Consider the following 24,094-nt stretch of genomic DNA (forward strand, 5'->3'; position numbering starts at 1 on the left):
GCAAGGAGTAGGCGATGTTCTGGAAGATCGTGGGTGTGGTGGCGCTGGTGTGGATCGCTCTCGTGGTGATCGGGGCGCTTGCGGAGCACCTGTTCGGAATTCTCGTGGTGAGTGCGCTGATCTTCGGCGGCTACATGGTGTACAAGGCCGTGAGCGGCAGCAAGGACGATCACATCACCCGCGTGTGAGGTGACGCCGGCTCATCTGCGCAGCAACTGTGCGACCAGCCGGCGTCCCTGCCCGAGCGACACGTCGGGCAGATACGCATGCCCGACGGCGAGTCCGATCGTGGGCAGTGCTGCAGCGTCGGGGAAGACCATGTACATGGGCCGGTGCTGCGGCTGGAACTTCGCCTTGAAGGCGAGCAGGGACCGGAATCCGTAGACCGGTTCGAGGGTGCGGCCCAGCAGATCGAGCAGCGCGTCGAGTGCGCCGCGGTCGAATGCGTCGGCGGCCGGGTCGGTTCCGGCGAGCGGCGCGCCGGACAAGCTGAGGAACTCGAGACCCTCCTCCTGCGCGGACATCGCGGCGGAGGCGATGAGGAATTCCATTGCGGGACGGAATCCGTCCGAGCGGCGGCGCATGAAGTCCAGCGTCAGACCGACCAGGGCGCCGTCCCGGTAGACCGGCAGCCACGAGGTCACCGCGTGCACGCGGTCGTCCGCGTCGATCGCCAGGAGCAGCCGCACCTCGGGGTCGCGCAGTTCTTCTAGCCCACCGAGGGTGAAGCCCATCTCGGGGAGGCCCTTGTCGGCGACCCACTCCTCGGAGATCTCCACGATCTGTTCCGTCACCGCCAGCGGAGCCTCCGTGAACGTCGTCCACCGTGCCTGCACTCCGTCCTTGACGGCGCGGTTGAGCGCGGTGCGCACGTCCTGGAACTTCTTGCCCTTGAAGGCGAGGTCGGGCAGCGCCACGACCGTCTCCTCGGCTACCCGCAGGCAGCTCCAGCCGTGGTCCCGGGCGATCGCGGCGGTGCCCTCCCCGACGGAGTAGAAGCACGGGGTCCAGCCGTTGCCGAGACAGTACGTGGCGAACTCGTCGACCGCCCGCTCGAGGTCGGCCGGATCGCCCACGGGGTCACCGGTGGTCAGCGCGACACCCGAGTGCACCCGGTAGGCGACGGCGTGCCGGCCGTCGTCGGTGAACCAGTACCGGTTGCCGCTCCACGTGGTCATCCACGACAGGGACCCTCCCCCCGGGTGGTGCAGCAGCGCGCGGACGCGAAGCTCGTCGCGGGGATCGTGCCCGACGGCCGGGACCACGAAGCTGCGCAGCATCAGCAGGCAGAACGTGACCCACACGAGGACTCCGACCCACTCGAACAGCAGCGTGGCGGGCGACGTCAGCGGCAGCACGGGCGGTTCGAACAACTGCAGGTACACCGGCGGGACGAGCCGCCGCGGCGCGTCGCGCAGCAGCGTGCCCATGCCCGGATCGCGGTCGAAGTCGTCGGAGAGCAGAGTTCCCAGCGCCACGTAGGCCACGAGGGCGACGCCTGCGGCGGCTCCGGTGCCCAGCCACACGCGAGGATAGGTGCCGCGCGGTGCCCGCACGCCGAACAACCGCCGGGTCGCCAGCAGCAGCACGAGCACCGCGACGAGGGCGAGCAGCGGGGCGAGTTCCATGGAGACCGAGCTGCTGCGGCGTGCGCCGTACAGCAGCGAGCGGGTCTCGTCCTGCTCGGTGATCTGCACGATCACGCTCACTGCGGCCACGGCGATCAGTGCGACGTGTCCCCACACCGACAGCAGCCAGGCCGCGCGGCGCCCGCGGCGCAGACCCTCCGCTCCGACCAGCAGCACCGCCGACGGCATGAGGTTCATCACCAGGGGCCCGATGCCCGACAGGCGCAGCGCCTGCTGCCCCTTGCGGCACTCGTCGCGCAGCGCCGGGTCCGCGCAGACGTCGACCAGCTCCCGTGCGGTGTAGGGGACCTGGTCGAACAGCTCGCGCAGCGCGGACAGCGGGCCGATGGCGTGGGGGGAGAACGCCGCGAGGACGGGCCCGAGGACGCTCGCCGCCACGACGAGCGCCACCAGGGTGCGGCGCTCCCGCACCGTGCCGCCGAGTGCCGGACCGCGGGCGGCCCGCCCGAACAGCACCGGACCGAGGAACAGCCCCGTCAGCGCCGCACAGAGGCGGGTGACGTCCTGCAGGTGGCCGGCGAACAGCGCGGTCGTGACGAGGAACGCCAGCAGCAGGGTGCGAATACGGCGACGCCACAGTGTGCCCATGGCCGCGGTGGCCGCGAGCAGGGTGCCCAGGATCCACGGCAGCGGGTCCTCGATCAGGTGACCGTGCAGTGCGAAGCCCCACGAGTTCGGCACGGAGGACGCGAGCAGCGCCACGACGAGCGCGAGCGCGGCCCCTGTGCCCTGCGAGACGACGGCGGCCACCGCGAACCTGCGGGCACCGATCCGGTTCTCGACGGGCACGGCCACCGCGAGGATCGCCGCAGTCGCGAGAATGTACTCGCCGAGACCGGAGGCGAACAGCCCGGAGGTCCACAGCACCCACACGCGGCCCTCGCCGATGCTGCCGGTGCCCAGCGAAATCTGGAGGGCCAGCTCGCGCGACGGGCCGTGCAGCACCGAACCGGTGACGAGTCCGGCCACCCAGATCACCGCGAGCAGGGTCAGGGACACCGGAGCCCGGCGCAGCACCCGGCCGGCACGCGCCGTCATCGAGCGACGAGGCCGAGTCGTCGGCTGAGCCACGGCAACTCCTTCTCCAGTCCGGCGGACCACACCGCGAAGCTGTGTGCGCCGGGCAGCTCCGTCAGGTGGACGTCCATTCCGGCGGCCGCGGCCGCTGTCGTCAGTTGCTCCAGTCCGGAACGATATTCGCGGTCGTCGAGACCGACGACGAAGGCACCCGCCGATCCGGGGTACCGGTTGCGGGTCAGCAACTCGGCCGGGTTGTTGCGTGCGAAGGCGGCCGCGTCGCCGCCGAACACCTCCCGGACGGTGCGGTCCCGGTCTCCGATGGTGGGTTCCGCCTGTCCCGACAGGTCGAGGAAGGTCGGGTAGACGTCGGGCCGGGTGGTCGCCAGCTGCAGGGCGCACGTCCCGCCGTAGGAGAAGCCGCCGATCGCCCATCCGGACGGATCGGGGTCGACCTGCAGCTGCCCGCGCACCCAGGCCGGCACGTCGACGGTCAGGTACGTCGCGACGTTGCCGAGATGCGAGTCGACGCACAGCGGGTTGTCGAACTGCCCGCCGGTTCCGTCGGCCAGCACGACGACGGGTGCGAGGCCGTCGTGCTCCGCCGCGTAGGCGTCCATGATCTGTGTCAACCGTCCGCCGACGAGCCAGTCCTCGGTGCCACCGGGCTGGCCGGCCAGCAGCACCAGTACGGGCAGCTCGGGTCGCGGGTCGGCGAAGTATGCCGGGGGGAGGTAGATTCGCGCGTCCCGCGCACGGAATCCGGAGACAGCCCCCGGTATCCGTGCGGTCGTCACGGCCCCGGTTTTCGGCAGGTCGCCGGGCGGTGTCCAGTTCTCCGACAGCGGTCGCCGGTCGATCGTCGCCGTCGCCGGGCCCAGGGCCTCGGCGAGCGGCACCGTGCGGTAGTTGCTCAGACCGAGGGCCGCACGCACCGTCGGATAGGCGTCGTACACCGCGTTGACCTGACCCGCGGCGGCCACCACCACCGCCACGACGGCCACGACGAGACCGGCCGCGGCCAGCGGTCGCCGGTCCCGGTGCCGGACGACCCACCGGCCGGCGCCGAGCGCGATCGCGAGGACCGCCAGGCCGGACCACACGTACACCGAGCGTGGCAGTCGGTCCGGAAACGGTCGCCACACCTCCTCCACGAGCACGGCCGCCACGAGCACGAGCACGACCGCGGACGCGACGGCCGCGGGAACCCACACGACGAGCCATCGGCGGCTCCGGCGTGCGAGGAGCGCGGTGAAACCGCCGACGGTGAGGACGACGAACACCACGGCGGCGGCCGTCGTGGTCAATCGCACGTCGAGCGCTGCCTCGACGAGTCCGGACCACGACACGACTTCCAGTATGCGCGAGGCTCCCACCGGCGCACCGGGATCGGCGATAGTGGAGCAATGGAACCGGTACCCGAGGACTGGCAGCGTGCGCTCGTGATCGCCGCGCACCCGGACGACATCGAGTACGGTGCGGCGTCGGCGGTGGCGCGGTGGACCCGCCAGGGCAAGGACGTGCGGTACGTGCTGGCGACCAGCGGTGAGGCCGGCATCGCAGGTCTGCCACCGGCCGAGTGCGGGCCGCTGCGTGAGCAGGAGGAGCGGGCTTCGGCTCGCGTCGTCGGAGTCGAGGTGGTGGAGTTTCTCGGGCATCCCGACGGCCGCCTGGTGGCCGGACCGGAACTGCGTCGCGATCTTGCGGCGGCGATCCGGCGCCACCGTCCGGAGATGGTGGTGACCGGCCATTTCGGGCTCACGTGGTTTCCCGGTGTCCTCAACAGTGCCGATCACCGGGCCCTGGGACTGAGCGTGCTCGACGCGGTCGCCGACGCGGCGAACGAGTGGATCTTCCCGGAGCTGACCGAGCAGGGACTGCCGCCGTGGCCGGGAGTGCGGTGGGTCGCGGTGAGCACGACGTCACCTACTCACGCGGTGGACGTCACCGACACGGTCGAGGCCGGTGTCGCGTCCCTGGCCGAGCATCGTCGCTACCTCGAAGCACTCGCGCCCGACCCCGTGATCGACCAGGCCCGGGCGCAGGTGGAGTCGGCCACCGCGGCGCTGCCCGGCTTCGACCGGGCCGCCGGCTTCGAGCTCTACACGTTCGGGGGCTGAGCAGCGGGCACGAGGACGACTCCGGCGCCGGGTACGGCCTCCACGTCGACGGGCAGCGGGCCGAGCGGCTCGCCGTCCGCGTAGGCGGAGATGCCGGGACATTCGAGCCGGACTCGCCGGGTGCGGCGTACGGTCACCTCGTCCAGCTCGACATGGGTGCCGCGATAGACGGTCGGGAACAGGCGCAGCAGGCGGGTCCTGTTGGCCGAGGTCACGATCACGATGTCGAGGAGGCCGTCGTCGAGACGTGCGTCCGGGGCGATGCGCATGCCGCCCCCGTAGGTCGAGGCGTTGCCCACGGCCACCATCGTCGCCGCCACCTCGAGGTCGTCGTCGTCCAGCGTGATGCGGTACGGGAGCAAGCGCAGATGTGCCAGTTCCGCGACCATCGCGACGTTGTAGCGCAGCCGGCCGCGCGGCCGCCGCATCCGGTTGGCGCGGTCGGTGACCAGTGAGTCGAAGCCGCTGGCGAGCACGGTGCCGAACCAGTAGTCCGGCCGGCCGGCGGCCCGGACCCGGCCGAGATCGATCGTCCGCGTGGACCCGTCGGCGACCACGTCGGCCGCGGCCACCGGATCCGACGGCAGATGCAGGACGCGGGCCAGATCGTTGCCGGTTCCGGCCGGGACGATGCCCAGCGGTATGCCGGTCTGCGCGAGTGCCTGCCAAGCGAGCCAGACGAGCCCGTCCCCGCCGACCGCGACGAGTGCCCCGGTACCGGCGGCCACGGTGTGCCGTACCAGTTCGAGCGAGTGATCCGGGGTGTCGCCCGCGATCTCGGTGACGTGCAGGCCCCGTTCGTGCAACCGGGCCGTGGCAGCCCTCGTCGCGCGCGCGGTACGCGGACCCGCGGCCGGATTCGTCAGGACGGTGACGGATTCGATCACGGCAGCAGCTTTCCAGGGTTGAGGATGCCTCGGGGGTCGATTGCGTCCTTGACCGCACGCAGCAGGCCGGTGCCGAGTGTGCCGATCTCCTCTGCCATCCAGGGCCGGTGGTCCCGGCCCACGGCGTGATGGTGGGTGACCGTTCCGCCGGCCGTCACGATCGCGTCCGTCGCGGCACGCTTGGCTGCCGACCACTGCGTGAGGGGATCGTCCGCCTGTGCGCACACGACGGTGAAGTACAGGGATGCTCCGGTGGGGTAGGTGTGCGAGATGTGACACAGCACCAACGGTGGGGTGCCCTGGTCCTGCAGTGAAGCGGTGAGCGCGTCGGTCACCGCGGTCCGCAACCGCCCCAGATTGCTCCAGGTGGTGGCGGTTTCGAGGGTCTCGGCGAGTGCCCCCGCCCGCAGCAGCGCGTCGCGCAGGTGCGGTGCGTCGAATCTGCCGTGCTCCCAGGTCCGGGCCGGTTCCTCGCCGAGGTCGGTGCCGCCGGTGGCTGCAAGCAGCGCATCGATCTCGGCGGCGCGGGCCCGCACGTGGTCGGCGGTGCCCTCGACGGTGGTCACGGCCAGGCAGCCGGTAGGGGCGGTCGAACCGATGTGTTCGTGCATCGCGAGGTTGACCGCGGTCTCGGACTCGTCCGACAGACGCAGCACGGTGGGGACGGCGCCGGTCTGCACCAGGGTGCGCAACGCGTCTGCACCCGTGGCGAAGTCCGGGAACGACCAGGCGCGACGGGCGACCGCGGCGGGGATCGGGTGGATGCGCACGCCGACCTCGGTGACGATGCCGAACAGTCCCTCGGAGCCGAGGAACAACTGCCGCAGGTCCGGCCCGGCGGCCGAGGCCGGGGCGCGGCCTGCCCGCACGGTACCGCTCGGCGTGGCGACGACGAGATGCTCGACCATGTCGTCGAATCGGCCGTAGCCCGCAGACGCCTGGCCGGAGGACCGGGTCACGGCGAATCCGCCGACGGTCGCGTGGCGGAAACTCTGCGGGAAGTGCCCGAGCGAGAAGCCGTGGGCGCCGAGCAGTTCCTCGGCCTGTGGTCCGGTCGCGCCGGCCTGCAGCGTCGCCAGACCGGAGACCGGATCGAGATCGGTGAGCGCGTTCATTCGTCGCAGGTCCACTGCGACGACGGTGTCGAATCCGCCGCGCACCGGGTCCAGTCCGCCGACGACGCTGGTGCCGCCGCCGAACGGAACGACGGCGATCGCCTCGCCGGCGCAGTAGTCGAGTACGGCGAGTACCTCGTCGTGGCTGCCGGGGCGCACCACCGCGTCGGGGGCTTCCTGCGGACCGGGGTCCTGTCGTCGCAGCAGGTCGAGGGTGCTCTTGCCGCCGGCGTGGCGGAGCCGGGCCGCGTCGTCGTCGGCGACCTGCCCGGGACCGACGATGCGTTCGAGGCTGTGGTGGTGCCGGGTGTCCAGCCGGGAGGGGAGGAGCCGCACCGCGGTTTCGGGCAGGGACGGGGCCCGGCGGGTGTCCACGCCGAGGGCCTGTTGCAGCAGGGCGCGGACGCCTTCGCCGAGTTCCTTCCGGCGATCCGCCGTACCCCACGCGTCCCACTCCATCTCGGTGGCAGCGGACGGATGTCTGGGTGTGAAGCTCGCAGTCATGCGTTACAGTGTTACACACAATGTCTATCCGTAACGAAGAATTCCGGTCGTCGGGCGCGCCGGCGACGACCGTCGAGAATCAGATCCTCGACGCCACCCGCTCCTGCCTGCTCGACTTCGGGCTGCGGCGCACCACCCTCGCCGAGGTGGCGCGCCGCGCCGGTGTCAGCCGCCCCACGGTCTATCGCCGCTGGCCCGACACCCGTGCCCTGGTCGCGGACCTGCTCACCCGGGAAATCCGCGCCGTCCTGCCGGATCTCGGCGGCGAGGGACCCGTCCGCCCGCGGATCGTGCGGGCCGTCGTGACGGCCGTCGACGAGATCGGCACGCACCCGCTGTTCGAGAAGATCCTGCGGTCGGATCCGGACCTGCTCATGACGTACATCGTGGATCGGCTCGGCACCAGCCAGCACGCGGTGCTCGAGGTGCTGACCGGTGCGCTCACCCGCGGTCAGCGCGACGGCACCGTCCGCGCCGGGGACGCCCGTACGCTCGCCGCGTTCGTACTGCTCACCGCCCAGTCGGTCGTACAGTCCGCCGGAATGATCGCCGAGGTGGTCGACCGGGAGGCGCTGCTGACCGAGCTGGCGCACGCCGTGGACACCTACCTGGCCCCTGCCGGAGAGGATCGACCGTGACCGGACCTGCCTCCAGCGCCCTCGACGCCGCCCGCCGACGGCGGGAACTCGACGACCTCGCCGCCCACCCCTCCGTCGACGTGCTCGTCGTCGGCGGCGGGGTCACCGGCACGGGCGCCGCCCTCGACGCGGCGGCACGCGGCCTGAGCGTCGTCCTCGTCGAACGTCACGATCTCGCCTTCGGCACGAGCCGGTGGAGCTCGAAGCTCGTCCACGGCGGACTGCGCTACCTCGCCACCGGGAACATCGGCATCGCCCGCGAGAGCGCCGTCGAGCGGGGCATCCTGATGACCCACACGGCGCCGCACCTGGTGCGGGCGATGCCGCAGCTGGTACCGCTGCTGCCGTCGGTGGGCCGCGGCGAGGCCGCACTCGTGCGCACCGGGTTCCTCGCCGGCGACGCCCTGCGCGTCTCCGCGCACACGTCGTCCGCGGTGCTGCCGCGCTCGCGTCGCATCGGCGCGGGACGCGTCGCCGACCTGGTGCCCGCCGTCCGGCGCGACGGGTTGCGCGGGGGACTGCTCGCCTACGACGGCCAGCTCGTCGACGACGCCCGGCTCGTCGTCGCTCTCGCCCGCACCGCCGCCTCGCACGGTGCCCGCATCCTCACCCGCATCGACGCGCATTCGGTCACCGCCGGCGGTGCCGTCCTGCGTGACACGCTCACCGGCACCGAGATGCGGGTGACGGCCGCTGCCGTGATCAATGCGGCCGGCGTGTGGGCCGGACAGGTGGATCCTTCGATCCGGCTGCGACCCAGCCGCGGCACGCACCTCGTCCTCGACGCCGCCGCCCTCGGCAACCCGACCGCCGCGCTCACCGTGCCGATTCCCGGCGCCACCAACCGATTCGTCTTCGCGCTGCCCGCGCAGTCGGGCCGGATCTACCTGGGTCTGACAGACGAGGCGGCGCCCGGTCCGCTGCCGGACGTCCCGCAGGCCACCGACAGCGAGATCGATTTCCTCCTCGACACCGCCAACACGGCCCTCGCCACGCCCCTGACCCGCAACGACGTCCTCGGGACCTTCGCGGGACTGCGGCCGCTGCTCGACTCGTCTGCACCGGGCACCGAGACCGGGGATGCCACCGCGGACCTGTCACGCCGGCACGCAGTCGTGCGGTCCGAAGCCGGTCCGATCGGCATCGTCGGGGGCAAGCTCACCACCTACCGGCGGATGGCGCAGGACGCCGTCGACGCGGCCGTCGAGACGGCCGGGCTGCGTGCCGGGCCGTGCCGCACCACCCGGCTCGCCCTCGTCGGCGCGGCCCCGCCCGGCGTGCTGCGCACCGTCGCGGCCCCGCCGAACCTGGTGCGGCGCTACGGCACCGAAGCTGCGCGGCTCGCCGTGGGCCCGCATGCACTCGAACCGATCGCCCCCGGACTCGACGTCAGCCGTGCGGAACTCGAGTTCGCGGTCACCCACGAGGGCGCCCTCGATGTCGACGACCTCCTCGACCGCCGCACCCGGATCGGACTCGTACCCGGTGACCGGGCCCGGGCGCTCCCCGCCGCCGGTGACGTGCTGAGCGACGTACCGGACTGACCCCGGCGGCGACCGGTGTGACGCCCGCCGCACTCCCGCCGATCGGGAATCGCAGGTGTGCCCGCGCCCGTTGCCCCTGCCATGGACTTGTTCACACCCGTCACTCTCGGAGATCTCGAGCTCGCCAACCGGGTCGTCATGGCCCCGCTGACCCGGCTGCGGTCCGGACCGTCCGGTGTTCCCGGCGACCTGGTGGTCGAGCACTACCGGCAGCGGGCGAGTGTCGGGCTGATCATCACCGAAGGCACCTACCTGAACCACGAGTCGCAGGCCTTCGTCGGCCAGCCGGGAATCGTCACCGACGCGCAGGTGGCCGGTTGGCGAAGGGTGGCCGAGGCGGTGCACGCCCGCGGCGGCCGCATCGTGATGCAGGTGATGCACGGCGGACGTGTGACCCACCCCGACGTGAACGGCGGACGGCGGGTCGTCGCTCCGAGCGCGATCGCGATCGACGGCGTGGGGCACACCGAGAAGGGCAAGCAGACGTATCCGGTACCGCACGCGCTGAGCGCCGACGAAGCGCGGGGGATCGTCGAGGAGTTCGTCGCCGCGGCGCGCCGGGCGATCGAGGCCGGGCTGGACGGCGTGGAGATCCACAGCGCCAACGGTTACCTGCTGCACGAGTTCCTATCGCCCGCCGCCAATCAGCGCACGGACGAGTACGGCGGCTCTCCGGAGAACCGGGCTCGCTTCGTCGTCGAGGTGGTCACGGCGGTGGCGTCGGCCATCGGCCCCGGCCGGGTCGGACTGCGGATCTCGCCCGAGCACAACATCCAGGATGCCTACGAGACCGATCGCGACGACGTCCTCGCCACCTACGGCGCCCTCCTCGACCGGCTCCGTCCACTGGGCCTGGCATACCTCTCCGTGCTGCACAAGGATCCGGCCGGCGAGCTGGTGCAGGAGCTGCGCCGGCGGTTCGGCGGCAAGCTGATCGGCAACAGCGGCTTCGGCTCGCCGACCACCCGGGACGAAGCGGTGGAGCTGATCGAGGCCGCCCATGCCGACGCCGTGGCCGTGGGCCGGGCGGTCCTCGCGAACCCGGACCTGGTCGAGCGCTGGGCGGGGGAGCACCCGGAGAACCAGCCGCAGCCGTCGTTGTTCTACTCGTCGGGCGCCGAGGGCTACACCGACTACCCCTTCCTGCACGCGGGCTGAACACCGCGGCTCTGCCCGGCTCCGGCAGCCGGGCAGAGCCGGCCGGGTGGCCGCGCGCCTCGTGGTCACCTGCCGCCGACCAGGCCTCCGGCGCCGGGGTGCGTGCGATCCTCCCGCGCCTCGGACGACGTCGGCTCGCGCCTCGATCCGATTCGGAGCATTCGGCTGCGGGGCCTACGTCGGTGCGCGATAGTCTGAGAGAGTGTTGTGGAACCCTGTGCGGACGCGGCGTGTCGGCCGTGGTATCCGAACGTGATCGATGATCGTCTCGGTACGTGTGTCCGTGTGTGTGCAAGCCCGCCTACGACTCGTCGCTGACCGATGCGCAGTGGGCGGTGATCGAACCGCTGCTGCCTCGACCGAGTCCGCGGCTCGGGGGCCGGCCGCCGGTGCACCCGCGCCGACTGGTCGTCGACACGATCTTGTACGTGCTGGCCACCGGCTGCGCCTGGCGGCTGGTCCCGCACGATCTGGCCCCGTGGAGCACCGCCTACCGGATCTTCGCCGCCTGGAGCGCGGACGGCACCTGGGCGCGCATCCACGACACCCTGCGAGATCGGTTGCGTGCCAACGACGGACGTGATCCGCAGCCATCGGCGGCGGTGCTGGACTCGCAGTCGGTGCGCAGCAGCGAGGGCGGCGAGCAGATCGGCTACGACGCCGGCAAACGCGTCCGGGGCCGCAAGCGTCATCTGCTGGTCGACACCCTCGGGTTGATGTTGGTCGGGCTGGTGCACTCGGCGTCGGTGCAGGACCGGGCCGGGGCCCGGCTGGTGCTGGCCGGGGCCCGGACCCGGTTCCCCGGCTTGGGGCTGGTGTGGGTCGACGGCGGGTACGTCAACTCGGTCGATGCGGGCCTGGTCGACTGGGCGGCCCGCACCGAGAATCTCGAGGTCGTGGTGGTACCTCGCAACGCGGACGTGAAAGGCTTCCAGGTGCTGCCCCGGCGGTGGGTGGTCGAGAGGACCTTCGGATGGTTGACGAGGTGTAGACGGTTGGCACGGGACTACGAACGCAAGACGGCACATGCCGAGGCCATGATCCAGGTCGCGATGATCAGGCTCATGGCGGCCCGCCTGGCCGGCGAAGACATCGAGCCCCGCGGTCCGATCGAAGCCGAAGCGGCACGCCGGCTAGCAGAGGACCTCACCGACTGACAGCGCGGGTTCCACAACACTCTCTGAGGCGGCAGTCGGGCGGGCGCCCGCGACGGACTCGGGAGTGGACGACACCGTGGGAGAATTGCAGCCCGGTTCCGTGTTCGCCGGGTACCGCATCGAACGCCGCCTCGCGACCGGGGGCATGGGCAGCGTCTACCTGGCGCGGCATCCCAATCTGCCGCGTTTCGTCGCACTGAAGCTGCTCGACCTGTCGGCGACCGCGAACCCCGGCAACCGCAGCCGGTTCCTCCGGGAGGCCGACCACGCGGCGCGGCTCGAGCATCCCAACATCGTCACCGTGTACGACCGCGGCAACGTCGGCGACCAGTTGTGGATTGCGATGCAGTACGTGGACGGCACCGATGCGGTGGGTGCGCTGCGAGAGGGTCCGATGCGTCCGGCGCGCGCCGTGCACATCGTGTCCGAGACCGCTCGGGCACTCGATCACGCGCACGCGCACGGTGTGCTGCACCGCGACGTCAAGCCCGCGAACATCCTGCTCGCCCCGAGTAGTGGCAGTGAACCGGAGCGCGTCCTGCTCGCGGACTTCGGGATCGCCAAGGGTCTCGGCAGCACGGCGGTCACCGAGACCGGCATCCTCGTCGCCAGCCTGCAGTACGCCTCCCCGGAACAGATCGAGGGACGGCCGCCCGGTCCTCGCACCGACGTCTACGCCTTGGGCTGCACGCTCTATCAGCTGCTCACGACCCGGCCCCCCTTCCCGGGAACCGAGGCGGCGCATCTGGTTCACGCACATCTGCACTTGGCCCCGCCGCGTCCCACCGTGGCGCGGCCGGAGCTGCCACCCGCGCTCGACGCGGTGATTGCCCGTGCGATGGCCAAGCGACCCGAGGACCGCTTCCCCACGTGCGGCGCGCTGGCCGCCGCCGCGCGCGCCGCTCTCGACGAGCCGGTCACCGAGCCGACGCGGACGGTCGCCGCCGCATCGACCCCCGCCCCGCTGCATCCCGGGCCCACCGCCGCGTCCGAACCTCCGACGGCGCGTTCCCTGCGGCCGTTGTTCGTACTGCTGGGCGTGGTGGCGGCTGTCGCTCTGGCCGGGGCGCTGACCGGGATTCTGCTTGCCCGCGACGGCTCGCCGGACGCGGACGTACGGGCCGGCGCCTCGGCCACCGGACAGGCCGCCACTCCCGGGCCGGCTACGCCTCCGTCCGCGTCCGCTCCCACCACGGCCGAAGTCACCGACCTCACGATCCCCTCCCTCGCACCGACGACCACCGCCGTGCCGCAGAGCCGCCCGGACCGCATCCCCGTCGCGCAGGCAGGTATCCGGGGCTTCGACGACGACATCGGGCCGCGCTGCAACGCTGCCGACGAGGCGGTCGCGGTGGCGCGCACCTCGGAGTCGCGGGTGCTGGTGTGCCGCAACGGGTTCGACGACCTGTACTACAAGGGTCTACGGCTCAGTGACGGCGCCGACATCGAGCTGGCCGATGCCGTCCCGGATGCCACCGGATTCACGGTCGTCTCGGGACCCGTGCGGTACACGTTCGACCGGAACGAACTGCTGATCATCGAGAACGGAACGGTCACCACCCGCGAACAGGTGCTCCAGTTCTGGTCGGCGTCTCCCTGACGGTCGCCCGGGACGACGGGATCGGCACGAGCGGGGCGCCCCCCGCCGGTGACGGCCTCGGGCGCCGGGCCGACCCTCGCCGCTCGCAGAGTGCGAGATCCCGGTGTGGCAGTCTGAATCGATGCGAGTGGCAGTGGTTGCCGGGCCGGACGCCGGGCATGCGATCCCCGCGATAGCCCTGAGCCTGCGGCTGGCCGAGGCGGGCGACGACCCGGTCCTGTTCACCGGCGAGCGGTGGCTGGGCCTGGACCTCGACGGCGTGACCCTCGCGCCGCTCGCCGGCCTGGCGCCGCGTCCGGAGGACGACGACGCCGATGCCGGTGCCCGCATCCATGCCCGCGCCGCGCACATCGCGTCGGAGATGCTGCCCGGGCTCAGCGCCCTGCTGCCCGACCTCGTCGTCTCCGACGTCCTCACCGCCGGCGGCGGCATGGCCGCGGAACGTCTCGGCATCCCCTGGGTGGAGTTGTCGCCCCATCCGCTGTATCTGCCCTCGCGGGGGTTGCCGCCCGTCGGCAGCGGTCTCGCCCCCGGCACCGGCCTGCGCGGCCGGGCGCGGGACGCGGTGCTGCGGGCGGCGACCGCCCGCTCGATCCGGCAGGGGGAGCGCGAACGGGCGCAGGCCCGCGTCGGGATCGGCCTGGCCGCGCGGGACCCGGGGCCGGCAGCCCGGCTCGTCGCCACCCTGCCGGCCCTCGAGGTGCCGCGACCGGACTGGCCCGTGCAGGCGCACGTTGTGGGCCCGCTGCTGTGGGAACCCACCCGCGAGGTCCTGGAGCCGCCCTCCGGTGACGGACCTCTGGTGATGGTGGCGCCGTCCACCGCGGCCACCGGGGTGCCCGGCCTGCTCGACGCCGTGTGCACGGGTCTCGGCGGCTCCAGGATTCGGATCGTCGTCGCGATGCTCGAACCGCCCGAGCGGACCTGGCCGGACGGTATCGTGGCGGGGCACGGCCGGCAGGATCTGCTGCTTGAGCAGGCCGACGTGGTGGTGTGCGGCGGCGGGCACGGGATGCTCGCCAAGGCACTGGGTGCCGGGGTGCCCGCGGTGGTGGTGCCGGGCGGCGGCGACCAGTGGGAACTGGCCAATCGGGCCGCCCGGCAGGGCAGCGCGGTCGTCGTGCGGCCGCTCGACCCCGGCGCGCTGCGGGCGGCCGTGGACACCGTGCTGGCCGAGCCGCGCTTCGCCCGGGCGGCACGCCTGGCCGCCGCGACGGCAGCGCAGGTCGAGGACCCGGTGAAGGTCTGCCGCGGCGTCGTGCGGTCGGCGCGGTGACGCGTGGGTGTTTGTGAGGTGCGCGCGGTGACATGGGCGCGGCGACGTGGGGCCCTGGGCGCTGCGCCGGGGCAGGTGCCGGAAGCGACTACCGTGGCACAGGTGCGATTGACCGAATTCCACGAGTGTGTCCGCAACGAGTTCGGGCAGATGCGTGGCGATGCCCTGCTCCGTGACCACGTACTGCTCTCCCTCGGCGGGTGTACCGCGGCCGAGGCCATCGAGGCCGGGCAGGAACCTCGCGAGGTGTGGCGGGCCCTGTGCGACGAATTCGACGTCCCGCCCGCGCGGCGGTGAACCGCACCGTTCCGTTCGAACAATTGTTCGCCTATGCTGGGGCGCGGGTGGTGGAGAAGTAGTCCACAGGCGTCCGATTCATCCACAGATCCGGCCGCTCGCCGGTCGGGACGGCGAACTTGTCGGTGCCGGACTCTAACGTCATCGGCAAGTAAGACGAGACTCGAAAAGGGGACCACGATGGCACCACAGGCACACGATCGCGACAAGGCGCTCGAACTGGCGCTCGCGCAGATCGACAAGAGCTTCGGCAAGGGCTCGGTGATGCGCCTGGGGGAGGAGTCCCGCCAGCCCATCGCCGTGATCCCGACCGGCTCGATCGCACTCGACGTCGCGCTCGGCATCGGTGGCCTCCCGCGCGGACGGGTCGTCGAGATCTACGGCCCGGAATCCTCGGGTAAGACGACGGTCGCGCTGCACGCGGTCGCCAACGCCCAGGCCGCCGGCGGCATCGCCGCCTTCATCGACGCCGAGCACGCTCTCGATCCGGAGTACGCCCGCAAGCTCGGCGTCGACACCGACGCCCTGCTCGTATCGCAGCCGGATACCGGTGAGCAGGCACTCGAGATCGCGGACATGCTGATCCGTTCCGGCGCACTCGACATCATCGTGGTCGACTCGGTGGCGGCGCTGGTGCCGCGCGCCGAGATCGAGGGCGAGATGGGCGACAGCCACGTCGGCCTGCAGGCCCGGTTGATGAGCCAGGCGCTGCGCAAGATGACCGGCGCGCTCAACAACTCCGGCACCACCGCGATCTTCATCAACCAGCTGCGCGAGAAGATCGGCGTCATGTTCGGCTCGCCCGAAACGACCACCGGCGGTAAGGCTCTGAAGTTCTACGCCTCGGTGCGACTGGACGTGCGGCGCATCGAGACCCTCAAGGACGGCTCCGACGCGGTGGGCAACCGCACCCGCGTCAAGGTCGTCAAGAACAAGGTGTCGCCGCCCTTCAAGCAGGCCGAGTTCGACATCCTCTACGGCCAGGGCATCAGCAAGGAGGGCTCGCTCATCGACATGGGTGTCGAGCAGGGCTTCATCCGCAAGTCCGGCTCCTGGTACACCTACGAGGGCGACCAGCTCGGTCAGGGCAAGGAGAACGCCCGCAAGTTCCTGCTGGAGAACACCGACATCCGGGACGAGATCGAGAAGAAGATCAAGGAGAAGCTCGGTATCGGGGCAGACGTCACCGCCGAGCCCGCCGACGAGCCCGCCGACTTCTGAGTCGGGCATTGGACGGCGACTCCCGTCGCGGTGACCGGCGCGGCGGCGACCGGCCCGGTGGCGGAACGGAGGCACAGGCCAAAGACCTGTGCCTCCGTCTGCTGACCGACCGGGCTCGCAGCCGCGCCGAACTCGCCGCGAAACTCGAACAGAAGGGTTTCGCCGCGGACGTCGCCGAGCGGACCCTCGACCGGTTGACGGAGGTCGGTCTCGTCGACGACGCCGAGTTCGCCCAGCAGTGGGTGCGCTCCCGCCACCTGTACGCAGGGAAGGGCAAACGCGCCCTGGCCCTGGAACTGCGCCGCAAGGGAATCGGGCAGTTCGAGGCCGCGGAGGCGCTCGAGCAGATCGACGGCGACGACGAACGCGCCCGCGCCACCGAACTGGTGCGCAAGAAGCTGCGCACCCAACCTCCGCTGCCCACGGAGGGCGACCGGCGCGAGATCGCCGCGGAGCGGGACAGGGTGGTGCGACGGCTGGTCGGCATGCTCGCCCGCCGGGGGTACCCGCAGGGCCTGGCCTTCGAGGTGGTGCGCAACGAACTCGCCGGGCACGATCCCGGGCCCGGCGAGTTCGCCACCGACTGACGCGTTACCGGCGCTTGTCGTGCTCGCCGGTGATGTCCACCCCGGGCACGGTCATGCCGGACAGGACGTTGTCGGGCGCGTTCTCGTCGGCCTCCGGCATGGCGGCCCGGTTCTTGCGCCCGGTCCGCAGGCGACGCTCGAGCCGGGTCGCGAGGACCGTCAACGCGCCGTTGAGCACGATCATGATCGCGGCCACCACGAGCAGCGACGGCAGGTAGTTGCCGAAGAACGCGCCGAGCTGCTGACCGGACCGCACGACTTCGACGTAGCCGATGAGATAACCGAGTGCGGAGTCCTTCAGGGCCACCACCATCTGCGAGACGATCGCCGGCAGCATCGCGGTGACGGCCTGCGGTAGCAGGATCAGACGCATGATCTGGCTCTTGCGCATGCCCAGCGCCGCGGCGGCCTCGGTCTGCCCGCGGGGCAGGGACCGGATGCCGGCACGCACGATCTCGGCGATCACCGAGCCGTTGTAGAGGGTCAGACCGGTGACCACCGCAGCCAGTGCCAGATACTTCGACTGGAAGACCTGGTACTCGGCGAACAGCTGGTAGGCGAAGATCATCAGGATCAGCACCGGGATGGCCCGGAACAGTTCGACGACGAACCCGCACACCGCGCGCACGGGCCGGTGATCGGAGAGCCGGCCGATCCCCAGTGCGGCCCCGAGGACCAGGGCGAGCACGATCGATATCGCCGCGGCGACGAGGGTGCCGCGGATGCCGGGGATCAGGTACGTGGTCCACGAACTCGATTCGAGGAACGGGTCCCACTTCTCGCTGGTGAGCTGCCCCTTCTCGTCGAGAGCCCGGTAGACGAAGTAGCCGACGGCGACGAGCAGCACGGCAACCGCCGCCGAGGCGATGTGGTAGAGGGTTCGCGCCCGGGGACCGGGAGCGTCGTAGAGGACGGTTGCGCGGCCGGTGCTCACCGGGACACCTCGAATCGCGTGCTCAGCCAGCCGAACAGCAGGCCCGTGGGCAGGGTCAGGATCACGAAGCCGAGGGCGAAGATACCGCCGATGAGGAAGATCTGCGCCTCGTTCTCGATCATGGTCTTCATCAGCAGGGAGGCCTCCGAGACGCCGATGACGGACGCGATCGTCGAATTCTTGGTCAAGGCAATCAGCACGCTACCGAGAGGGGCGATCACCGCACGAAACGCCTGGGGCAACACGATCAGGCGCAGATTCTGGCCGAAGGTCAACCCGAGGGAACGGCCCGCCTCGGCCTGCCCCACGTTCACGGTATTGATGCCCGAGCGCAGCGACTCGCAGACGAACGCCGCGGTGTACACGCTCAATCCCAGCACGGCGAGCCGGAAATTGTTGTCCACCAGGAAGGTCGGCGACGACTGCGGCGCCAGGCTGATGCCGAGCGTCTGCGACAAACCGAAGAGACAGAAGATGATGATCAGCGTCAGGGGGGTGTTGCGGAAGATCCCCACGTACACGGTGCCGACCGCCCGCGCCACCGGCACGGGGGACACGCGCATCCCGGCGAGGATCGTTCCGAGGATCAGCGCGCCGATCGCCGAGAGCACCGTCAACTGCACGGTGGTCCAGAAGGCGTCGATCAACTCGTCGCCGTACTTGCTCAACAGATCCACAGGTCAACTCCACCGATCGGGGACTGGGATCCGGCCGGCCCGCGACGAGTCGTCGCACGGGCCGGCCGGACGGCATGGGACGGTCAGTAGCGGTCGACCTGCGGCGGCTCCGGCAACGGGTAGCCGGACGGACCGACCGTGGACTCGAGGGCCGCCTGCCAGGCACCGCTCGCGATCATCTCTTCGATCGCGTCGTTGAGCTGATTGCGGGACTCGGTGTCACCCTTGGCCAGGCCGATGCCGTAGCGCTCCTCCGTGAACGGCTCGCCCACGACCTTCAGCTGGCCCGGGTACTGAGCCGCGTAACCGGCGAGGATGATGTCGTCGGTGGTCACGGCGTCGACCGCGCCGTTGCGCAGCGCCTCCACGCAAGCGGAGTACGTGTCGAACTCCTGCAGCTGCACATCCTGCGCGTAGGTGTCCTTGACGTTCTGTGCGGGCGTGGAACCGGCCACCGAGCACAGCCGCTTACCACCGCTGAGCGACTCCGGTCCGGTGATGTCGGTGTTGTCGGCCCGCACGAGCAGCGACTGGCCCGCGATGAAGTACGGCCCGGCGAAGTCGACCTTCTCCTTGCGCGCGTCGGTGATCGAGTAGGTGGCGACGATGTAGTCGACCTCACCGTTCTCGATGAGGGTCTCGCGCTGCGGCGACGGAGCCTCCTTGAACTCGATGTTCTCCGGCGCCACCCCCAGCTGCTGCCCGACGTACTTCGCGACCTCGACATCGAATCCGCTGAAGGTGCCGTCGGGGTTGCGCAACCCGAGTCCGGGCTGGTCGAACTTGATGCCGACGACGAGGGAGCCGCTCTCGGCGGACTGCGACACACTGCGCTGCTCGTCTCCGCCACACGCGGTGGCGAGCACAGCGACGGCTACAGCGCCGATGCCCAGGCGAACCGAGCGGGTGATTCTCATCGAGTACCTCCGTGTTGTGGGTGGTGCCGCCCCGGATCGGGTGCGGCGGCGACGCCGGGTCAGTGACTGAGGATCTTGCCGAGGAAATCCTGGGCGCGGGCGGACTTGGGTGCGGTGAAGAACGTGTCGGGATCGGTGTCCTCGACGATCTGCCCGTCCGCCATGAACAGCACGCGGTTGCCGGCCTTGCGGGCGAAACCCATCTCGTGGGTGACGACGAGCATCGTCATGCCCTCCCGGGCCAGCGACGTCATGACGTCGAGCACCTCCTGGACCATCTCGGGATCCAGCGCCGACGTCGGTTCGTCGAACAGCATGACCTTCGGGCTCATCGCCAGGGCCCGCGCGATCGCGACGCGCTGCTGCTGCCCGCCCGAGAGCTGGGCGGGATACTTCTCCGCCTGGTTGGCGATGCCGACACGGTCGAGAAGCTGCAGGGCCTGCTCCTTGGCATCGTTCTTGCCCTTGCGTCGCACCTTCACGGGGGCGAGCATGACGTTCTCGAGGATCGTCTTGTGCGCGAACAGGTTGAACGACTGGAACACCATGCCCACGTCGGCTCGCAGCGCCGCGAGCGCCTTGCCTTCCGCGGGAAGTACCTTCCCGTCCACCCGGATCTCGCCCGAGTCGATCGGCTCGAGCCGGTTGATGGTCCGGCACAGGGTGGACTTGCCCGACCCGGACGGCCCGACCACGATCACGACCTGCCCCGCAGGTACCTCCAGATTGATGTCCTGCAGCACGTGCAGGGCTCCGAAGTGCTTCTGCACCTCCGACATCGAGATCATCGGGGGTGCGCCGCCCGCCGAGCCGGAGGGCTTCTCGGATTCGACCGCCGCTGGTGTCATGGACAGAACCCTATGCTGCCCGTGCCGCCGTGCAGCAACTTTCGGAAGCCGAGTTCGGACTGCGTAATGGAAAATTTACGGTCGGCGCCGAAAGACCGGAGCCGGTTCGCCCCGCGGCGACCGGCGATGGACTAAGTTGTTTCCCTTGGCGTTGTTTCCCTCGGCCCATTTCGGGCCCGGCCCGGCCCGTGAGCTAGGCTGAGACGTGTCATCGATCGACCGTGAACCCAGCGCCCCGGCCGCCCTCGACGCGACCGTCGAGGCCGGCGCCCGCACCTACGAGGTGCGCACCTATGGCTGCCAGATGAACGTGCACGACTCCGAGCGCCTGTCCGGCTTGCTCGAGGACTCCGGATTCGTCAAGGCCGGGCCGGGTGCGGCCGCCGACCTCGTGGTCTTCAACACCTGCGCGGTACGTGAGAATGCCGACAACAAGCTCTACGGCAACCTGAGCCATCTGCGGCCGGTCAAGGACGCCAATCCGAACATGCAGATCGCCGTCGGCGGGTGCCTCGCCCAGAAGGACCGCGAGGTCGTCGTGAAGAGGGCGCCGTGGGTCGACGTCGTGTTCGGCACGCACAACATCGGCAGTCTGCCGGCACTGCTCGACCGTGCCCGGCACAACCGCCGCGCCGAAGTGGAGATCCTCGAATCCCTCGAGGCGTTCCCCTCGACCCTGCCCGCCCGACGCGAGTCCAGCTACGCCGGGTGGGTGTCGATCTCCGTCGGCTGCAACAACACCTGCACCTTCTGCATCGTCCCGTCGCTGCGTGGCAAGGAGGTGGACCGCCGGCCCGGTGACATCCTCGCCGAGGTCCGTGCGCTCGTCGACGAAGGTGTGCTCGAGGTGACTCTGCTCGGGCAGAACGTCAACTCCTACGGCCGCTCGTTCGCGGACCCCGAACAGCCCCGTGACCGCGGCGCGTTCGCCGCGCTGCTGCGCGCGTGCGGCGACATCGAGGGCCTCGAACGGGTCCGGTTCACCTCCCCGCACCCCGCGGAGTTCACCGACGACGTCATCGAGGCGATGGCCGAGACCCCCAACGTGTGCCCGCAGCTGCACATGCCGCTGCAGTCGGGTTCGGACCGCGTCCTGCGCGCAATGCGACGGTCGTACCGCAAGGAGCGGTTCCTCGGGATCATCGAGAAGGTGCGTGCGGCCATGCCGCACGCGGCGATCACCACCGACATCATCGTCGGATTCCCCGGCGAGACCGAGGACGACTTCCAGGAAACCCTCGACGTCGTCGAGAAGGCCCGATTCACCAGCGCCTTCACGTTCCAGTACTCCAAGCGCCCCGGCACCCCCGCCGCGGAGATGGACGGCCAGCTGCCCAAGGCCGTGGTCCAGGAACGGTACGAACGGCTCATCGCTCTGCAGGAGCGGATCGCCCTCGAGGGAAACCGCGCACTCGTGGGTACGGAGGTCGAACTGCTCGTCGCCGCCGGGGAAGGCCGCAAGGACGCCGAGACCGCCCGCATGAGCGGTCGCGCCCGTGACGGCCGGCTCGTACACTTCCGGCCCGCGGGGAACGTCGACCGTGCGGTCCGCCCCGGGGACATCGTCACCGTCGTCGTCAGCGACGCGGCTCCCCATCATCTCGTCGCGGACACCCCGATCCTGACCCACCGGCGCACCCGCGCGGGCGACCGGTTCGAGCAGGGCCGCACACCCAAGACACCGCCCATCGGTGTCGGGCTCGGCCTCCCGCAGATCGGTGCGCCCGAACCGCTGCCGGCCCCGACGGGATGCGGCGCATGACGGCGGGCGGCCCCGACGAGGGTAGAACCCCCGGCGACGGCGCCGGGAACGACGGAAGGGATCCGATGGACGAAGTCCGTGCCGACCTCGAAGCGGCCGAACGCAAGATCGCCGGTGAGATCGACCCGGGCGCCCGGGCGCTCGTCGTCGCGGTCGCGGTGCTCGTGCTGCTCGGCTCGTTCAGCCTGCCCCACGCCGGGGCAGCGAACGCGTGGGAGGTGCTGTCCTTCGCCCCCGATGCGACCGCCGAGTCCATCGCCCTGCCGTCCCGCATCTTCGTGTGGCTCGCCCTGGTCTTCGGCGCGATCTTCGCCATCCTGGCGCTCGTCACCCGCCGATGGGTGCTGGCGTGGCTGGCGCTGGCCGGCTCCGCGGTGTCGATCGTGTTCGGCATGCTCTCGATCTGGACGAGGCAGACCCTGCCCGTCGGCGACCAGGGAGCAGGACCGGGCATCGGGCTGATCCTGGGCTGGTTCGCCCTCATGGTGCTCACCTTCCACTGGGCGAAGGTGGTGTGGACGCGCACTTCGCTCCAGCTCGCCGCCGAGGCGGAACTGCGTGACGCGGCGGCCCGGCAGGAGAACAAGGGCCTGCTCGACGACTGACCGTCCCCCGGCATCCGACGGTGCCCCGGCTCGAACGAGCCGGGGCACCGTCGTGTCCGGGGTTCAGTCGTGTCCGGGGTTCACCGCTCCCCGACGGCGCCCTCCGCGGCGTCGGCCCATTCCCGCCACTGCTGCGCCTGCGCGAGCGCGCTCTCGGCGTCCTTCGGGCGGCCCGCCGCGGTGGCCTTGGCCGCCTGCTCCTCGAACTGGCGCACACGCTCCCGGAACTGGGCGGCCCGGGCCAGTGCCTCCGGGTCGGTACGCCGCCACTCGGACTCGGCGGCCTCGCGGACCCGCTTCTCGATCGCCCGCAGCCGGCCCTCGAGGTCGTGCATGCGTTCCCGCGGGACCTTGCCGATCTCCTCCCACCGGTCCTGCAGTTCGCGAAGCCGGGCCCGGGCGGCGTCGATGTCCGCCGACGGATCGATCGACGCCGCCGACTGCAGCAGCGCCTCCTTCGCCCGTGCGTTCTCCTCGAACTCGGCGTCCCGCTCCGAGGCGGCGGCGTTGCGGGCGGCGAAGAACACGTCCTGGGCGCCCTTGAACCGCTTCCACAGCTGATCGTCGGCCTCGCGCGGGGCGCGGCCGGCCGCCTTCCACTCCGCCAGCAGTTCACGGAAGGCGGCCGCCGTCGCGCCCCAGTCCGTCGAGTCCTGCAGTTCCTCGGCCCGCGCCACGAGTTCCTCCTTGCGGGTCCGGGCCGCGGCACGCTCACGGTCCAGTTCGGCGAAGTGCGCGCCCCGCCGGCGGTTGAACGCCTCCCGGGCCTTCGAATAGCGCCGCCACAGGGCGTCGTCGACCTTGCGGTCCACGCCGCGGATCGTCTTCCACTCCTCGAGGATTTCGCGCAACCGGTCACCGGCGGCCTTCCACTGCGTCGACTCGGCGCCGATCTGCTCGGCCTCCGCCGCGAGCGCCTCCTTACGGGCGGTGGCCGCTGCCCGCTGGTGCTCCTTCTCCTGCTTCGCGGCGACGGCCGCCTTCTCGGAGTCCGCCACGATCGCCGCAAGCCGTGCGGCGAGGGTGTCGAGGTCACCGATCACGGCGGCGGTGGGAAGGGACTCGGCGAGCGACTGGGCGGCCGCCCGGGTCTTCTTCGCATCGCCGGTGCCCGAACTCAGACGCGACTCGAGGATCGCCACCTCGGTCGCAAGGTCGTCGTACCGGCGGCCGAAGTGAGCCAGACCTTCGGCGGCATCGCCCGCCTGCCAGGACCCGATGCACCGCTCGCCCCCGGCGGTCTTCACCCACGCCGTGCCGTCCTCGTCGACGCGGCCCCACCGGCTCGGATCGCTGGCCGGAACGGTGGGCTGCGGGTGGGGATGAGCGGCCGGGTGTGGTTTGGGAGCGGAGGTCTCGGCGGCCGGCCGCTGCCGACCCGGTTTGGGGGCGCCCGGCTTCGGAGCGCGGGATTCCTGGGTTGCGTTCGGGTCGGTCATCGGTCCTCATCTCTGCCGCGCGGCACGGCTGCCTGGTCGCACTGGTTCGCGTGGTCGGGCCGCGGAGGTCGCTCCGAGACCACGCCCGCCCACTATTGAAACAGGTCGCACGGCCGCGAGGCGGCGGGTCGGGTCGACTACG

Annotated in this window: 22 protein-coding genes; 13 read left to right on the forward strand and 9 right to left on the reverse strand. The window is 71.1% G+C overall.

Annotation, left to right across the window (positions count from 1 at the left end; translation table 11 throughout):
• Positions 1-14: 14 nt before the first annotated feature.
• Positions 15-188, forward strand: coding sequence for a hypothetical protein (locus ACM26Y_RS10880; RefSeq protein ID WP_003935645.1), 174 nt, complete (start codon positions 15-17; stop codon positions 186-188).
• Between the two features lie 12 nt (positions 189-200).
• Here the strand turns inward: ACM26Y_RS10880 and ACM26Y_RS10885 are convergent, their stop codons facing one another.
• A complete protein-coding gene (locus ACM26Y_RS10885) occupies positions 201-2,687 on the reverse strand; it encodes a phosphatidylglycerol lysyltransferase domain-containing protein (RefSeq protein ID WP_416063656.1) in 2,487 nt (828 codons plus the stop codon).
• On the reverse strand, positions 2,684-4,015 hold the full coding sequence (locus ACM26Y_RS10890) for an alpha/beta hydrolase (RefSeq protein ID WP_416063420.1): 1,332 nt from the start codon (positions 4,013-4,015) through the stop codon (positions 2,684-2,686). Before ACM26Y_RS10890 ends, ACM26Y_RS10885 begins: the two co-directional genes overlap by 4 nt.
• Before the next feature lie 57 nt (positions 4,016-4,072).
• Between ACM26Y_RS10890 and ACM26Y_RS10895 the strand changes: the two genes are divergently transcribed.
• Positions 4,073-4,786, forward strand: a complete 714-nt coding sequence (locus ACM26Y_RS10895) for a PIG-L deacetylase family protein (protein ID WP_003935642.1) — start codon at positions 4,073-4,075, stop codon at positions 4,784-4,786.
• On the opposite strand, the gene ACM26Y_RS10900 is transcribed toward ACM26Y_RS10895, so the two are convergent.
• Both ACM26Y_RS10900 and ACM26Y_RS10905 read right to left on the reverse strand, forming a co-directional pair.
• Complete coding sequence (locus ACM26Y_RS10900; protein WP_416063421.1) at positions 4,768-5,673, reverse strand: diacylglycerol kinase; 906 nt, start codon at positions 5,671-5,673, stop codon at positions 4,768-4,770. The two genes, ACM26Y_RS10895 and ACM26Y_RS10900, sit on opposite strands and share 19 nt — an antisense overlap.
• A complete protein-coding gene (locus ACM26Y_RS10905; RefSeq protein ID WP_416063422.1) occupies positions 5,670-7,292 on the reverse strand; it encodes an FAD-binding oxidoreductase in 1,623 nt (540 codons plus the stop codon). Before ACM26Y_RS10905 ends, ACM26Y_RS10900 begins: the two co-directional genes overlap by 4 nt.
• Positions 7,293-7,312: 20 nt before the next feature.
• On the opposite strand from ACM26Y_RS10905, the gene ACM26Y_RS10910 reads away from it, so the two are divergent.
• From ACM26Y_RS10910 to recX, 9 genes are all read left to right on the forward strand, one after another.
• On the forward strand, positions 7,313-7,930 hold the full coding sequence (locus ACM26Y_RS10910; RefSeq protein ID WP_416063423.1) for a TetR/AcrR family transcriptional regulator: 618 nt from the start codon (positions 7,313-7,315) through the stop codon (positions 7,928-7,930).
• Positions 7,927-9,474 carry a glycerol-3-phosphate dehydrogenase/oxidase gene (locus ACM26Y_RS10915; RefSeq protein ID WP_416063424.1) on the forward strand — a complete coding sequence of 516 codons (1,548 nt, stop codon included), beginning with the start codon at positions 7,927-7,929 and terminating at the stop codon, positions 9,472-9,474. The genes ACM26Y_RS10910 and ACM26Y_RS10915 overlap by 4 nt, the downstream gene beginning before the upstream one ends.
• Positions 9,475-9,555: 81 nt before the next feature.
• Positions 9,556-10,632: an alkene reductase gene (locus tag ACM26Y_RS10920; protein WP_416063657.1), complete on the forward strand. Its 1,077-nt coding sequence runs from the start codon at positions 9,556-9,558 to the stop codon at positions 10,630-10,632.
• A gap of 287 nt (positions 10,633-10,919) precedes the next feature.
• Positions 10,920-11,789 (forward strand): IS5 family transposase, encoded by an 870-nt coding sequence (locus ACM26Y_RS10925; RefSeq protein WP_235431173.1) that lies wholly within the window; start codon positions 10,920-10,922, stop codon positions 11,787-11,789.
• 64 nt (positions 11,790-11,853) lie between these two features.
• On the forward strand, positions 11,854-13,389 hold the full coding sequence (locus ACM26Y_RS10930) for a protein kinase domain-containing protein (protein WP_416063425.1): 1,536 nt from the start codon (positions 11,854-11,856) through the stop codon (positions 13,387-13,389).
• 121 nt (positions 13,390-13,510) lie between these two features.
• Complete coding sequence (locus ACM26Y_RS10935; RefSeq protein ID WP_416063426.1) at positions 13,511-14,665, forward strand: glycosyltransferase; 1,155 nt, start codon at positions 13,511-13,513, stop codon at positions 14,663-14,665.
• A gap of 102 nt (positions 14,666-14,767) precedes the next feature.
• On the forward strand, positions 14,768-14,962 hold the full coding sequence (locus ACM26Y_RS10940; RefSeq protein ID WP_054373281.1) for a DUF3046 domain-containing protein: 195 nt from the start codon (positions 14,768-14,770) through the stop codon (positions 14,960-14,962).
• Positions 14,963-15,142: 180 nt separating this feature from the next.
• Positions 15,143-16,183, forward strand: a complete 1,041-nt coding sequence (gene recA, locus ACM26Y_RS10945; protein WP_003935633.1) for a recombinase RecA — start codon at positions 15,143-15,145, stop codon at positions 16,181-16,183.
• A gap of 8 nt (positions 16,184-16,191) precedes the next feature.
• Positions 16,192-16,770, forward strand: coding sequence for a recombination regulator RecX (gene recX / locus ACM26Y_RS10950; protein ID WP_003935632.1), 579 nt, complete (start codon positions 16,192-16,194; stop codon positions 16,768-16,770).
• A gap of 4 nt (positions 16,771-16,774) precedes the next feature.
• On the opposite strand, the gene ACM26Y_RS10955 is transcribed toward recX, so the two are convergent.
• From ACM26Y_RS10955 to ACM26Y_RS10970, 4 genes are all read right to left on the reverse strand, one after another.
• A complete protein-coding gene (locus tag ACM26Y_RS10955) occupies positions 16,775-17,704 on the reverse strand; it encodes an amino acid ABC transporter permease (protein ID WP_416063427.1) in 930 nt (309 codons plus the stop codon).
• On the reverse strand, positions 17,701-18,381 hold the full coding sequence (locus ACM26Y_RS10960) for an amino acid ABC transporter permease (protein ID WP_003935630.1): 681 nt from the start codon (positions 18,379-18,381) through the stop codon (positions 17,701-17,703). The genes ACM26Y_RS10955 and ACM26Y_RS10960 overlap by 4 nt, the downstream gene beginning before the upstream one ends.
• A gap of 83 nt (positions 18,382-18,464) precedes the next feature.
• Positions 18,465-19,298 carry a glutamate ABC transporter substrate-binding protein gene (locus tag ACM26Y_RS10965; protein ID WP_003935629.1) on the reverse strand — a complete coding sequence of 278 codons (834 nt, stop codon included), beginning with the start codon at positions 19,296-19,298 and terminating at the stop codon, positions 18,465-18,467.
• 59 nt (positions 19,299-19,357) lie between these two features.
• Positions 19,358-20,086: an amino acid ABC transporter ATP-binding protein gene (locus tag ACM26Y_RS10970; protein WP_203011861.1), complete on the reverse strand. Its 729-nt coding sequence runs from the start codon at positions 20,084-20,086 to the stop codon at positions 19,358-19,360.
• A 274-nt stretch (positions 20,087-20,360) separates the two neighbouring features.
• Between ACM26Y_RS10970 and miaB the strand changes: the two genes are divergently transcribed.
• Both miaB and ACM26Y_RS10980 read left to right on the forward strand, forming a co-directional pair.
• Complete coding sequence (gene miaB / locus ACM26Y_RS10975; RefSeq protein ID WP_416063658.1) at positions 20,361-21,908, forward strand: tRNA (N6-isopentenyl adenosine(37)-C2)-methylthiotransferase MiaB; 1,548 nt, start codon at positions 20,361-20,363, stop codon at positions 21,906-21,908.
• Entirely contained in the window at positions 21,905-22,513 is a 609-nt protein-coding gene (locus tag ACM26Y_RS10980) for a hypothetical protein (RefSeq protein ID WP_040781726.1), read from the forward strand. Before miaB ends, ACM26Y_RS10980 begins: the two co-directional genes overlap by 4 nt.
• 80 nt (positions 22,514-22,593) lie before the next feature.
• Here ACM26Y_RS10980 and ACM26Y_RS10985 read toward each other — a convergent pair whose 3' ends face one another.
• Positions 22,594-23,952: a DUF349 domain-containing protein gene (locus tag ACM26Y_RS10985; protein WP_416063428.1), complete on the reverse strand. Its 1,359-nt coding sequence runs from the start codon at positions 23,950-23,952 to the stop codon at positions 22,594-22,596.
• Positions 23,953-24,094 lie beyond the last annotated feature (142 nt).

It is taken from the genome of Rhodococcus indonesiensis (assembly GCF_047782815.1).
In the GTDB taxonomy this organism is placed as follows: Bacteria; Actinomycetota; Actinomycetes; order Mycobacteriales; family Mycobacteriaceae; genus Rhodococcus; species Rhodococcus indonesiensis.